The sequence below is a fragment of the Pseudomonas crudilactis genome (assembly GCF_013433315.1).
Taxonomy (GTDB): domain Bacteria; phylum Pseudomonadota; class Gammaproteobacteria; order Pseudomonadales; family Pseudomonadaceae; genus Aquipseudomonas; species Aquipseudomonas crudilactis.
On sequence record NZ_WXVV01000020.1, the window covers coordinates 14727 to 27907 of the forward strand.

The 13181-nt window shown below is 59.6% G+C and carries 10 protein-coding genes; 4 read left to right on the forward strand and 6 right to left on the reverse strand.

Annotation, left to right across the window (positions count from 1 at the left end; all coding sequences use genetic code 11):
- Positions 1–46 precede the first annotated feature (46 nt).
- The gene (gene glsB / locus GTU76_RS20820) at positions 47–955 is read right to left on the reverse strand and encodes a glutaminase B (protein WP_016982955.1); all 909 of its coding nucleotides are present in this window, start codon (positions 953–955) and stop codon (positions 47–49) included.
- 138 nt (positions 956–1093) lie between these two features.
- Here glsB and GTU76_RS20825 point away from each other — a divergent pair, with 138 nt between their 5' ends.
- Both GTU76_RS20825 and GTU76_RS20830 read left to right on the forward strand, forming a co-directional pair.
- Positions 1094–1582 (forward strand): GFA family protein, encoded by a 489-nt coding sequence (locus GTU76_RS20825; protein ID WP_175554658.1) that lies wholly within the window; start codon positions 1094–1096, stop codon positions 1580–1582.
- A gap of 230 nt (positions 1583–1812) precedes the next feature.
- Complete coding sequence (locus GTU76_RS20830) at positions 1813–4005, forward strand: TonB-dependent siderophore receptor (RefSeq protein WP_180699473.1); 2193 nt, start codon at positions 1813–1815, stop codon at positions 4003–4005.
- Positions 4006–4137: 132 nt separating this feature from the next.
- On the opposite strand, the gene GTU76_RS20835 is transcribed toward GTU76_RS20830, so the two are convergent.
- The 3 genes from GTU76_RS20835 to GTU76_RS20845 all read right to left on the reverse strand — a co-directional run bounded on the left by GTU76_RS20835 (position 4138) and on the right by GTU76_RS20845 (position 6876).
- Positions 4138–5424 (reverse strand): ATP-binding protein, encoded by a 1287-nt coding sequence (locus tag GTU76_RS20835; protein WP_180699474.1) that lies wholly within the window; start codon positions 5422–5424, stop codon positions 4138–4140.
- Entirely contained in the window at positions 5425–6132 is a 708-nt protein-coding gene (locus GTU76_RS20840; RefSeq protein WP_016982951.1) for a response regulator, read from the reverse strand.
- 141 nt (positions 6133–6273) lie between these two features.
- A complete protein-coding gene (locus GTU76_RS20845) occupies positions 6274–6876 on the reverse strand; it encodes a MiaE family protein (protein ID WP_016982950.1) in 603 nt (200 codons plus the stop codon).
- A gap of 159 nt (positions 6877–7035) precedes the next feature.
- On the opposite strand from GTU76_RS20845, the gene GTU76_RS20850 reads away from it, so the two are divergent.
- Positions 7036–7899, forward strand: a complete 864-nt coding sequence (locus GTU76_RS20850) for a universal stress protein (RefSeq protein ID WP_038366282.1) — start codon at positions 7036–7038, stop codon at positions 7897–7899.
- A gap of 87 nt (positions 7900–7986) precedes the next feature.
- Here GTU76_RS20850 and GTU76_RS20855 read toward each other — a convergent pair whose 3' ends face one another.
- On the reverse strand, positions 7987–8457 hold the full coding sequence (locus GTU76_RS20855) for a DUF1289 domain-containing protein (protein WP_026000439.1): 471 nt from the start codon (positions 8455–8457) through the stop codon (positions 7987–7989).
- A gap of 468 nt (positions 8458–8925) precedes the next feature.
- Here GTU76_RS20855 and acnB point away from each other — a divergent pair, with 468 nt between their 5' ends.
- On the forward strand, positions 8926–11535 hold the full coding sequence (gene acnB / locus GTU76_RS20860; protein WP_175555712.1) for a bifunctional aconitate hydratase 2/2-methylisocitrate dehydratase: 2610 nt from the start codon (positions 8926–8928) through the stop codon (positions 11533–11535).
- 176 nt (positions 11536–11711) lie between these two features.
- On the opposite strand, the gene GTU76_RS20865 is transcribed toward acnB, so the two are convergent.
- Positions 11712–12992 (reverse strand): HAAAP family serine/threonine permease, encoded by a 1281-nt coding sequence (locus GTU76_RS20865; protein ID WP_016982945.1) that lies wholly within the window; start codon positions 12990–12992, stop codon positions 11712–11714.
- Between the last annotated feature and the right edge of the window lie 189 nt (positions 12993–13181).

Sequence of the window (13181 nt, forward strand, 5' to 3'; positions counted from 1 at the left end):
GAGCAAGCTCGCTCCCACAGGGTTTTGTGGTGTTTGTGTGATCGGGTCAGAAGACTGACCAACCAATCCGCGCGCTAAGCATCTCCAGCGCCGCCATCCCCGCCAGCGAATTCCCCGCTGCATTCAACTCCGGCGACCACACGCACACCGTGAACTGACCCGGCACCACCGCGACAATCCCGCCGCCGACGCCGCTCTTGCCCGGCAAGCCAACGCGATACGCGAAGTTGCCCGCCTCGTCATACAGCCCGCTGGTGGCCATGATCGAGTTGACCTGCTGGGTTTGCCGGCGCGTCAGGATCTGTTCGCCGCTGTGTTTGCAGAAACCGTCGTTGGCCAGAAAGCAGAACGCCCGCGCCAGATCGATGCAGTTCATCCGCAACGCGCAGTGGCTGAAATAGCTGCGCAGCACCGCTTCGACGTCGTTGTGAAAGTTGCCGAACGACTGCATCAGATACGCCATCGCCGCATTGCGCGCGCGGTGTTGGTATTCGGAGTCGGCGACTTTGCCGTCGATCATGATCTGCGGATTGCCTGACAGGCGCCGGACGAAATCACGCATCGACAGGGTCGGCGCGGCAAAGCGCGACTGGTTGATGTCGCAGATCACCAGCGCGCCGGCGTTGATGAACGGATTACGCGGCCGACCGCGCTCGAATTCCAGTTGCACCAGCGAGTTGAACGGCTGCCCGGACGGCTCGTGGCCGAGGCGTTCCCAGATCGCTTCGCCGGAATGATCGATCGCCTGCACCAGGCTGAACACCTTGGAAATACTCTGCACCGAGAACGGTGTCTCGGCGTCACCGGCGCAGTACATCTCGCCGTCGTTGCTGTACACGGCGATGCCCAGCTGATTGGCCGGCACGGTGCCGAGGGCGGGAATATAGTCAGCCACCTTGCCCTGCCCGATCAGTGGGCGGACAGCGTCAAGAATCTCGTTCAACAGCGCTTGCATGCCGGGTTCCGAAGTCTCGCCCCATGGGATTGCGGGGACACTGGGGCTAGACGCTGCGCCCGCCCGTCGAATCACACCGACCGCAATCGCGCGGAGTGTTCTAGGCTCAACCGCACATTCAAAACGGGAGAGCACCCCATGCATCTCGAAGGTTCCTGCCATTGCGGCGAGGTTACATTCAGCCTCACCAGCGCCCACCCCTACCCTTATCAACGCTGCTATTGCTCGATCTGCCGCAAGACTCAGGGCAGTGGCGGTTATGCGATCAACCTCGGCGGCGACGCGACCAGCCTCAAGGTACGCGGGAGCAAACACATCAGCATTTACCACGCGAAGATGAAAGACGCCGGCGACCAGCGCGCCCATCGCAGCACCGCCGAACGACATTTCTGTTCACTCTGCGGCAGCGGCTTATGGCTGTTCAGCCCGGAATGGCCGGAGCTGATCCACCCGTTTGCCTCGGCCATCGACACGCCGTTGCCAGTGCCGCCAGAACACACGCATTTGATGCTCGGCTCGAAAGCACCCTGGGTCGAAGTCGAGGCCAGAACCAAAGACAAACAATTCGACGTCTACCCCCAAGAGTCCATCGCCCAATGGCATGAGCGCCTCGGTTTGACCCGATAGATGCATGGCAAACCTATATCCCTGTGGGAGCGAGCTTGCTCGCGAAGGCGGCGTAACAGTCAGTATTTGCATCGACTGACACAGCGCCTTCGCGAGCAAGCTCGCTCCCACATTACCAACTCCATAGGGCTTTAAATCTTTGAGCTGTTCAGTTCCCTTTTCCCGCACTCGTTCGGTTAACCCCTCAGAAGCACTTCAACTACCGATCGATTCGATGCAAAGGGATCTCCATGTCGCACGTCCGTTTCGCCCTGTGCCCGTTGGCACTGGCCCTGCTGAGCATTTCTGCCAACGCCGCTGAAAAAACCGACCAGACCTTGCAACTGGGCGCCACCAACATTTCCGCCCAAGGCCTCGGCGCCACTACCGAAGACACCCGTTCTTACACCACCGGAGCTATGTCCTCGGCCACCGGCCTGCCGCTGTCGATCCGCGAAACCCCGCAATCTGTGACGGTGATCACTCGCCAGCAAATGGACGATCGCGGCGTGCAGAGTGTCGGTGATGCGCTGCGTAATACCCCCGGCATTTCCATGCAGAAGTACGACAGCGACCGTACCGAATTTTCCGCCCGCGGCTTGGCGATCACCAACTTCCAGTACGATGGCATCAACATTCCCTACGACGGCGTGTACGGCGAGAACCCGAACAACGGCGATGACGCCGCGAGCATCGATCGCATCGAAATCATCAAAGGCGCCACTGGCCTGATGACCGGTTCCGGCGACCCGTCGGCCACGGTCAACCTGATCCGCAAGAAGCCGACCAAAGAGTTCAAGGCTTCAATCAGCGGCACGGTCGGTTCGTGGGATGCCTACCGCACCGTGGGTGATATTTCCGGCTCGCTGACCGACACAGGCAACGTGCGCGGACGATTCGTCGGTGCCTATTCCGATCAGAATTCCTACCTCGATCACTACAGCCAGCGCAAAGACCTGTTCTACGGCATCCTCGAAGCCGACCTGAGCGACGACACCCTGCTGACCTTCGGCGTCGACAAATCCAGCACCACACCACGCGGTTCGTCGTGGACCGGCAACCCGGTGTATTTCGCCGATGGCGGGCGAACCGATTTCGGGCGCCACTTCAACTCCGCCGCTGACTGGAGCCGCCGCGATTTCGACAACATCACTTACTTCGCCTCCTTGGAACAGGCGCTGGCCAACGACTGGAGATTCAAGGTCAGCCTCGACCAGAAAACCACCGATCACGACACGCGCCTGGCCTCGGCCAGCGGCGGCAACCCGAACCGCGCCACGGGTGAAGGCATGTTCATGTATTGGGGACGGTGGGAAGGTCATCGCGTGCAGAACACCGCTGACGTCAACGTCTCCGGCCCGTTCACCCTGGGTGGTCGCGAGCACGAACTGATCGCCGGCGTGATGACCTCGCACTCGCGCCAGACCGGTTCGACCTACGACACCAGTGCGTTTTCCGAAGTGCCGGGGAGCATCTACGACTGGGACGGCAATTTGCCGAAACAGGATTTCCCGAAGAACGGCAAGTACGAGCGCACTCAGAGCCAGAACGGCATTTATCTGGCCACGCGCCTGCGCCCGACCGACGATCTGTCGGTCATCCTTGGCAGCCGCTTGAGTACGTTCAAATACAACGAAGACTACCGCTACAACCCCGGCGCCGGCCTCGACGACACCCACACCAGTTACAAGGAACACGGTGTTGTTACACCGTACGCCGGGGTGATTTATGACCTCGACGACACCTACTCGCTGTATGCCAGCTACACCAGCATCTATCAGCCGCAAACCTACAAAGACGCCAACGGCTCGACCCTCGCGCCGGTCGAGGGCGACAGCTATGAAACCGGTTTGAAAGCGGCGTATTTCGACGGCCGCCTCAACGCCAGCCTGGCGTTCTTCCGCATCGAGCAGGACGGCGTTGCCGAGTCGATCGGCACCAACGCGGTGACCAACGAAGGCATCTACAAAGCCATCGATGGCGCCACCACCAAAGGCGTTGAGCTGGAACTGGCCGGCGAGCTGGCCGCAGGCTGGAACGTCTCCGCCGGGTACACCTACGCGCGCACCCGCGATGCCGATGAGCAGCGCATCTACGGTTATCCGCTATCGACCACCAAGCCTGAACATGTGGTGCGCACCTTCACCACCTACCGTTTGCCCGGTGTGCTCGACAAGGTCACCGTCGGTGGCGGCGTGAGCTGGCAGAGCGCGTTCTACGGCAAGATCTACAGCGCCCCGGCCGGCGACTACACGCGGATCAAACAAGGCGGCTACACCCTCGTCGACCTGATGAGCCGCTATCAGTACAACGAGCACCTGAGCTTCACGGTCAACGCCAACAACGTGTTCGACAAGCGCTACCTGACGGGACTGGGTAACTTCGACACTACGTTCTACGGTGAGCCACGCAATTTGATGCTGACGACCAAGTGGGATTTCTGATTCCAGGCTGAAATAAACAGCGCCATGGATGGCGCCTTCGCTAGCAGGCTCACTCCCACAGTGATCTGTGGCGTTCACACATCCAATGTGGGAGCGAGCTTGCTCGCGAAGGGGCCGGCGCAGCCCCCACCATTAATCCAGATGCGCCCAGGTCATGCGAAACGACGCCCCGCCCCAAGGCGAATCGCCCACTTCAACCTGCCCGCCATGGGACTGCGATACCCGGCGCACCAACGCCAGCCCCAAACCAAACCCACCGGTGCGGCGATCCCGGCTGGCATCCAGTCGCGAAAACGGCTCAAAGATCTTCTCCCGCCCGTCTAGCGGCACGCCCGGCCCATCGTCGTTGACCCGCACTTCGTAATAATCACCGCTGCGCACCAGCGTCACTTCAACCCGTTGCTCGGCATAACGAATCGCATTGCGCAGCAGATTGATCACCGCCCGCGCCATGAATCGGGGCTCGATGCGCACGGTGTCGAGCCGGCAATCACCAATCAACAACTGCACACCGGCCGCTTCTGCCTCCAGCGCCACGCTGCCGACCACACTGTCGAGCCAATTGGCAGCCTGGATGTTTTCACGCTTGATCACCGTCGCGCCGCGCTCGAGGCTGGCGTAGGTCAGCAGTTCCGAAACCATTTCCTCCAGCTCGCCGAGGTCGGCGTACATGTCGGCAATCAGCTCGCGGTTCTGGCTGGGGTCCGATTGCTGTTTGAGCTGATCGAGTTCAAACGACAGCCGCGCAATCGGCGTGCGCAGCTCGTGGGAGACAGCGTTGGTCAGTTCGCGCTGATTGGCGATCAGCCCTTCGATGCGCGCTGCCATCAGGTTGAAGTGCTCGGCCAGATCGCGGATGTTCGAGCGCTTCGACAACTGTATGCGCACCGACAGATCGTTGTCGCCGAAACGCTCGGCGGCCAGGCGCAGTTTCTCCAGGTCACGCCAGTGCGGGCGCACCCAGAAAAACAGGACAAAGCCGATCAGCACGGCAATCATCAGGTAGGCGCCGGCGATGTAGAACGGCATCAGGCTCGGCTCGGCCGGTAAGCGGATGCTGAGCAATTGCGGGCCATCGTCAATCGCGGAAATGTACTGGGTGTACTTGTCACGAATCACCAGCAGCCCTTGGGCCAGCTCGACTTTTTCCTCGTCGCTCAGGGCCAGTTCACCCGCATCGACCAGCGTCAGGCCCAAGCCATAATGCGGGCGAATCGTTTCCAGCTGGTTTTCCCGGGCCGGGCCATCGAGGTCACGCAACTGCTGAGCCAATGTCCACGCTTGCCCTCGCACAGCCTCGCGGTTGTAGTCCTGCATCTGATAATCGAGCAAGGCATCAAAGGTGCGTTCGACCGTCTGCAACGCCAGCACCAGACCAATCGTCATGACCAGAAACAACCCGAGAAATAACCGCAGCATCTACAGCTCCCACGCGAACGGATTGAACAGATAACCCTTGCCCCACACGGTCTTGATACACATCGGCTCGCGGGGGTTGTCCTTGAGCTTGTTGCGCAACTTGCTGATGTACACGTCGACGCTGCGGTTGAGTCCGTCGAAGGCAATCCCGCGCATGCGATTGAGAATATCGTCGCGCGACAGCACTTTGCCGGCCGCGCTGGCCAGCAACCAGAGCAGCTCGAATTCCATGGTGGTCATTTCGATGATCTCGCCCGCCAGACGCACTTCACGACAACTGCGGTCGACGCTCAACTGGCCGAACTCCAGAAAACTGACCACATTGCTGTCCGGCACCTGTCGCCGTTGCAATGCTCGCAACCGGGCCAGCAATACGGGTGGCTTGATCGGCTTGATCACATAGTCATCCGCGCCGGATTCCAGGCCGAGAATGTGGTCGAGATCGTCCTCCTTGGCAGTCAGAATCACGATCGGCGTGTCCGATACACTGCGAATCTCGCGGCACACGTGCAAACCGCTCTGCCCTGGCAACATCAAGTCGAGCACCACGACGTTCGGCTTGAACTCGAGAAAGGCCGCCACGGCCAGATCGCCGCGCAGCACGGTGCGTACTTCATAACCGTGCTGTTCGAGAAAGTGTGCGATCAGCGCTGCCAGACGCTCATCGTCTTCCACCAGCAGGACTTTGCCAAAACCCAGGTTATCCATAACGTCCGTCTGCCGCCCATGTGTGAAGTGGTCGGCATTATGGCGGCTTTCGTGGCACAGGCGTTTGTTTCAAGCAGCAAAAACCGGCCACTGGGGCCGGCTTTGGGTGATGTTTCATACTCTTAAGAGTTTTTAACAATCTTATGCAGGGACGCCGCTGTGGAAGCGGAACTCGTCGTCCGGCGACTCGATCAGTTCCTGCTCGGCGGCACGGACCTTGTCGATGACCTGAGCAATATCCTTCGCGTCCCCATACTGGTAGGCGAGTTTCAGATAACCCTGAAAATGCCGCGCCTCGCTTTTGAGCAGACCAAAGTAGAACTTGCCAAGTTCTTCGTCCAGATGCGGTACCAGTGCTTCGAAACGCTCGCAACTGCGCGCTTCGATAAATGCGCCAACCACCAGCGTATCGACCAGTTTCACCGGTTCATGGCTGCGCACCACCTTGCGCAAGCCCGAGGCATAACGGCCGGCGTGGAGCTGGCGCAGCTCGATCTTGCGCCGTTTCATGATGCGCATGACCTGCTCGTGGTGCACCAGTTCTTCCCGGGCCAGACGCGACATCATGTTGATCAGGTCGACGTGGGAATGGTACTTGGCAATCAGGCTCAGGGCGGTGCTGGCAGCCTTGAACTCGCAGTTCTTGTGGTCGATCAGCAGGGTTTCCTGATCAGCCAGTGCGGCCTGAACCCAGGCGTCGGGGGTGCGGCAGCCAAGGAATTCGTGGATTTCGGGAAGGATCATGGGGCTCACGGTAAAAGGTGTTCGAGCGAAGGGCGCCGATTATACCGGCCTGTCCGCAGACCACCAGCCGCGCGCGTTGATATGCATCAAGTCGCGCACGATCGAGCAGCAACTATAGTTGTGCAACGCCGTGCCTTTTCTTTGCTGGAGACTCCGCTCATGCAAGCCATTCGCAGCATTCTGGTGGTCATCGAACCCGAACATTCGGAAAGCCTGGCGCTCAAGCGCGCCAAGTTGATCGCCGGCGTGACCCAGGCCCATCTACACCTGCTGGTGTGCGACAAGAAGCACGACCACGCAGGCATGCTCGGTGTGCTAAAAGCCGCGCTAGTGGCCGACGGCTACAGCGTGACCACCGAGCAGGCGTGGAACGAGAGCCTGCACGAAACCATCATCGATGTGCAGCAGGCCGAAGGCTGCGGGCTGGTGATCAAGCAGCACTTTCCTGACAGCTCACTGAAAAAAGCCCTGCTGACCCCGGCGGACTGGAAGCTCTTGCGCCACTGCCCTACCCCGGTGCTGCTGGTGAAAACCGCAGGTTCCTGGAAGGACAAGGTGATTCTGGCGGCGGTTGATGTGGGCAACGCCGACGGTGAGCACCGGCACCTGCACACGACGATCATTGATCATGGCTACGACATCGCCAGTCTGGCCAAGGCGCATCTGCACGTGATCGCTGCACATCCGTCGCCGATGCTGTCGGCGGCCGACCCGACGCTGCAACTGAGCGAAACCATCGAAGCGCGCTATCGCGAGCAGTGTCGGGCGTTTCAGGCGGAATTCGATGTCGATGATGAGCACCTGCACATCGAGGAAGGCCCGGCGGATGTGTTGATTCCGTTCATGGCGCACAAGCTGCAAGCGGCGGTGACGGTGATCGGCACGGTGGCGCGGACCGGGCTGTCCGGGGCGTTGATCGGCAATACTGCAGAAGTGGTACTGGATGCGCTGGAGAGCGATGTGCTGGTGCTCAAGCCGCAGGAGGTTGAGGATCATCTGGTGGAGTTGGCGGTGAAACATTAAAGATCAAAAGATCGCAGCCTTCGGCAGCTCCTACAGGTAGAACGCATTCCCATGTAGGAGCTGCGGCACGCTGCGATCTTTTGACCTTCAGGCGCCGAAGGCGTCTTTCAGAAAGCCCGGGGCAATGTAGCGCTGGTAGTGCGCTTCCGACAGCAGGAAGAATTCCCGATCAATGGCGTCACGCAATTCCGGCAGGCTCCAGTCGCGAAACTCCGGCAGCAACACCATCCCGTACGCTTCCAGATTAATGATCACCCGCGCGCCACGGGCGATCAGCTGATACGCCCAGCAATATTCCGACTGATGCGGCACGAAGCGGATCTTGCGCTGTTCCAGCTGCTCGCGCAGGCGCGCCGAATCGAAAATCTCGACCTTGGCCGCCATCACTTGTGACAGCAATTGCTCCAGACGCAACCATACCGCGCGCTTTTCCTCCTCGTTGTACCCATTCCAGTGGATCACTTCGTGGTGGAAACGCTTGCAGCCACGGCACACCAGATCACCGTAAACAGTGGAGCAGAGGCCGACGCAGGGGGTCTTGATGGTCTGATTGGGCATAAGATAGGCAAAACACTGAAACGCGGAACAGGTCGGCATGTTAGCCCTTTGTCGGGCATTGATCACCCCTCAAACATCAGGGTCTCAGCCGCACAGCGCGTTTGCCCCGGCCGCGCGCATTGCCACGAAAGTCCAATAGAGCGCGACTTACCTTTAAATTTTTTTTGCCGTAGAATCAGCCAGCCTTTTAAGGCGCCAATGTCCGTTAGAAGCTGTTTTCAAAGCGTCACGAGCACAGTCGTTCCTTCAGAACGGTGTTGGCGAGGGATTTTTCCAGCGGGGAAAAATCCAGCGCCAACCCTCATCAGCTCCCCGTTCTGCAGGCGTAAAACTTTGAAAGCAGCTTCTGTAAGGAATTGCCGGTAATTCTGGCCGAACGACCCACAACGTCGTGAGGAGCATGAGTACGGCAATTTCGGGATGAGCGTCCCGGACACCCATTTGGGACCACTGATGAGGGTAATAACTGTGCTTGAAGCCTACCGCAAACATATCGAAGAGCGTGCAGCCCTGGGTATCGTTCCCCAGCCGCTTAACGCCGAACAAACAGCAGGCCTGGTCGAGCTGCTGAAAAACCCTCCGGCTGGCGAAGAAGAATTTCTCGTTGACCTGATCACCAATCGCATTCCACCAGGCGTGGACGAGGCGGCCTATGTAAAAGCCGGCTTCCTGTCTGCACTGGCCAAGGGCGAAGTATCCTCCCCTCTGCTGGACAAAAAGCGCGCTGTAGAACTGCTCGGCACCATGCAGGGCGGCTACAACATCGTCACTCTGGTTGACCTGCTGGACGACGCCGAGCTGGCGCCAGTCGCTGCCGCGCAACTCAAGCACACCCTGCTGATGTTCGATGCGTTCCACGACGTCGCGGAAAAAGCCAAGAACGGCAACGTTCACGCTAAAGCCGTGCTGCAATCGTGGGCTGACGGCGAGTGGTTCAAGAACCGTCCGACCCTGGCCGACAAGATCAGCCTGCGCGTATTCAAGGTAACCGGCGAAACCAACACCGACGACCTCTCCCCTGCTCCTGATGCCTGGTCGCGTCCAGACATCCCGCTGCACGCCCTGGCCATGCTGAAAATGGCCCGTGACGGCATCGTTCCTGATCAGCAGGGCGCCATCGGCCCGATGAAGCAGATCGAAGAAATGCGCGGTCAAGGCTTCCCGATCGCCTACGTCGGTGACGTGGTCGGTACCGGTTCGTCGCGTAAATCGGCGACCAACTCGGTACTGTGGTTCTTCGGCGACGACGTTCCTTACGTGCCGAACAAGCGCGCTGGCGGTTTCTGCTTCGGCAGCAAAATCGCTCCGATCTTCTACAACACCATGGAAGATGCCGGCGCCCTGCCAATCGAGTTCGACGTTTCCAACATGAACATGGGCGACGTGATCGACCTGTACCCGCATGCTGGCAAAGTCTGCAAACACGGCACCGACGAAGTCCTGACCACCTTCGAAATGAAAACCCCGGTGCTGTTGGACGAAGTCCGCGCCGGCGGCCGTATCCCGCTGATCATCGGCCGTGGCCTGACCGAGAAGGCTCGCGCCGAACTGGGTCTGCCACCGTTCGACCTGTTCAAGAAGCCTGATGCACCGATCGAAAGCACCAAGGGTTACACCCTGGCGCAGAAGATGGTCGGCAAGGCCTGCGGTCTGGCAGAAGGCAAAGGCATCCGTCCTGGCACCTACTGCGAACCGAAGATGACCACCGTGGGTTCTCAGGACACCACTGGTCCAATGACCCGTGACGAACTGAAAGACCTGGCGTGCCTGGGCTTCTCGGCTGATCTGGTAATGCAGTCGTTCTGCCACACCGCGGCGTATCCAAAGCCGATCGACGTGACCACCCACCACACCCTGCCTGACTTCATCATGACCCGCGGCGGCGTTTCCCTGCGTCCGGGCGACGGCATCATCCACTCGTGGCTGAACCGCATGCTGCTGCCGGACACCGTCGGTACCGGTGGTGACTCGCACACCCGTTTCCCGATGGGCATTTCGTTCCCGGCCGGTTCCGGTCTGGTTGCGTTTGCCGCTGCCACCGGCGTTATGCCGCTGGACATGCCGGAATCGATCCTGGTGCGTTTCAAAGGCAAAATGAAGCCTGGCATCACCCTGCGTGACCTGGTTCATGCCATTCCGTACTTCGCCATCCAGAACGGTCTGCTGACCGTCGAGAAGAAAGGCAAGAAAAACGCCTTCTCCGGCCGCATCCTGGAAATCGAAGGTCTGGAAGGTCTGACCCTGGAGCAGGCGTTCGAACTGTCCGACGCCTCGGCCGAACGTTCGGCTGCCGGTTGCACCATCAAGCTGTCGAAAGAGTCGATCACCGAGTACCTGAACTCCAACATCACCCTGCTGCGCTGGATGATCGGCGAAGGTTACGGCGATGCTCGGACCCTGGAACGTCGTGCTCAAGCGATGGAAGCCTGGGTGGCCAACCCGGAACTGATGGAAGCCGATGCCGACGCCGAATACGCCGAAGTCATCGAAATCGATCTGGCCGACATCAGCGAGCCGGTACTGTGCGCGCCGAACGATCCGGACGACGCCCGTCTGCTGTCCAGCGTTGCTGGCGAGAAGATCGACGAAGTGTTCATCGGTTCGTGCATGACCAACATCGGTCACTTCCGCGCTGCCGGTAAACTGCTGGATCAGGTCAAGGGTCAGCTGCCAACCCGTCTGTGGCTGTCGCCGCCGACCAAAATGGACGCTCACCAACTGACCGAAGAAGGCTACTACGGCATCTACGGCAAGGCTGGCGCACGCATGGAAATGCCAGGCTGCTCGCTGTGCATGGGTAACCAGGCACGCGTTGAGCCGAACAGCACCGTGGTGTCGACGTCGACCCGTAACTTCCCGAACCGTCTGGGCGACGGCGCGAACGTCTACCTGGCTTCGGCCGAGCTGGCGTCCGTGGCTTCGATCCTGGGTCGCCTGCCGACCGTCGAGGAGTACATGGAATACGCTGGCAAGATCGACAGCATGGCGGCCGATATCTACCGCTACCTGTCCTTCGACCAGATCGCCGAGTTCCGTGAAGCTGCTGCGAACGCCAATATCCCGGTCGTTCAAGCCTAACGTTGCAACACAATGAAAAAACGCCGCCCATCGTGAGATGAGCGGCGTTTTTTTATGCCTGATGGAGGGTGGTTGCCTGTTCAGGCCTCACCGCTTTCGCGAGCAGGCTCAGCTCCCGAGCCAAAAAAACCGCTGTGCCCGGGCAGGCACAGCGGTTTTTATCGACTGAATCCGTGTTACATCGTCAGCTTGTAAACCAATGCCGAAATCGCTACCAGACCTACCGCCGTAACAAACACGTTAGACGCTTGGCCACGATAGCGCGCCATCGCCGGAACCTTGCGAATCGCATACATCGGCATCAGGAACAGAATCGCCGCGATGACTGGGCCGCCGACGGTTTCGATCATGCCCAGAATGCTCGGGTTCAGGGTCGCCACGATCCAGCAGATCACCAGCATGAACGCCGCCACGATGCGATCAAGCGCTTTGGCACTTGGGCGCTTACCGCTCTTGACGATCAGTCCTTTCAGGCCTTCGCTGGCACCGATGTAGTGGCCGAGGAACGACTTGGAGATCGCCACAAACGCAATCAACGGTGCCGCAAAGGCGATGGTCGGATTGCTGAAGTGGTTGGCCAGATAAGACAGGATCGACAGATTCTGCTCTTTGGCTTCCGCCAATTGCCCTGGCGACAACGTCAGTACGCAGCTGAACACGAAGAACAGCACCATCACCACCATCAACAGGTGAGCGCGGCACAGAATCTGCGAGCTGCGCTGGTCAGCATTGGCGCCATAACGACGCTTCTGATCCACCGCGAACGCCGAAATGATCGGCGAGTGGTTGAACGAGAACACCATCACCGGAATCGCCAGCCACAGCGTGTGCAGCAGCGCGGACGGCGCCGGCACCTGCGATGCCGTGGTCAGGATGCCGCCGTTCCAGTGCGGAATCAGGTAAACGGCGAGGAACAACAGCGCGACAATAAACGGATAGACCATCAGACTCATGGCCTTGACGATCGCCTGCTCGCCACAACGTACCACCGCCAGCAAACCGAGGATCAACACGAACGACAGCAGCGCGCGCGGTGGTGGCGTGATGTGCAGTTGGTGTTCGAGGAAACTGGCGACCGTGTTGGTCAGACCGACGCTATAGATCAGCAGAATTGGGAAGATCGCGAAGAAGTACAGCAGCGTGATCAGTGCACCGGCCTTGATGCCGAAATGTTGCTCGACCACCTCAGTGATGTCGGCGCCCTCGCGACCGGACAGCACGAAGCGGGTCAAGCCACGGTGTGCAAAGAACGTCATAGGGAACGCGAGCAGCGCAAGGATCACCAGCGGCCAGAAGCCACCCAGACCTGCGTTGATCGGTAAAAACAGGGTACCGGCGCCGATGGCCGTCCCAAACAGTCCCAACATCCAGGTGGTGTCCTGGCGATTCCAGCTCGAAAGTTCAGCGGGTGCTGCTGCATCAAAGCGCTCTTCGACGCTATTGGCCTGATCATTCATCCGGTCGGATCTCCGCATTCCGGTCACTTGCCACTCGGTCAGGACGCGTCGGAAAAAACCGACAGACATGCTCCGGCCGAAACAGGGGCGCGATTCTCCGTGATAAATGAGCATAAGCAAAGACTTAGCTGAGGAATGGTTGTGCGGAGCAGATCAGTGGGGTGTCGTTTTCGGGAAAATAACTGTCGG

Excerpts from the sequence above, each read along its gene's own strand:
- GTU76_RS20865 (WP_016982945.1), bottom strand. The coding sequence starts at position 12,992 with ATGAATGATCAGGCCAATAGCGTCGAAGAGCGCTTTGATGCAGCAGCA.
- GTU76_RS20850 (WP_038366282.1), top strand. The coding sequence starts at position 7,036 with ATGCAAGCCATTCGCAGCATTCTGGTGGTCATCGAACCCGAACATTCG.
- GTU76_RS20845 (WP_016982950.1), bottom strand. The coding sequence starts at position 6,876 with ATGATCCTTCCCGAAATCCACGAATTCCTTGGCTGCCGCACCCCCGAC.
- GTU76_RS20830 (WP_180699473.1), top strand. The coding sequence starts at position 1,813 with ATGTCGCACGTCCGTTTCGCCCTGTGCCCGTTGGCACTGGCCCTGCTG.
- GTU76_RS20835 (WP_180699474.1), bottom strand. The coding sequence starts at position 5,424 with ATGCTGCGGTTATTTCTCGGGTTGTTTCTGGTCATGACGATTGGTCTG.
- glsB (WP_016982955.1), bottom strand. The coding sequence starts at position 955 with ATGCAAGCGCTGTTGAACGAGATTCTTGACGCTGTCCGCCCACTGATC.
- GTU76_RS20855 (WP_026000439.1), bottom strand. The coding sequence starts at position 8,457 with ATGCCCAATCAGACCATCAAGACCCCCTGCGTCGGCCTCTGCTCCACT.
- GTU76_RS20840 (WP_016982951.1), bottom strand. The coding sequence starts at position 6,132 with ATGGATAACCTGGGTTTTGGCAAAGTCCTGCTGGTGGAAGACGATGAG.
- GTU76_RS20825 (WP_175554658.1), top strand. The coding sequence starts at position 1,094 with ATGCATCTCGAAGGTTCCTGCCATTGCGGCGAGGTTACATTCAGCCTC.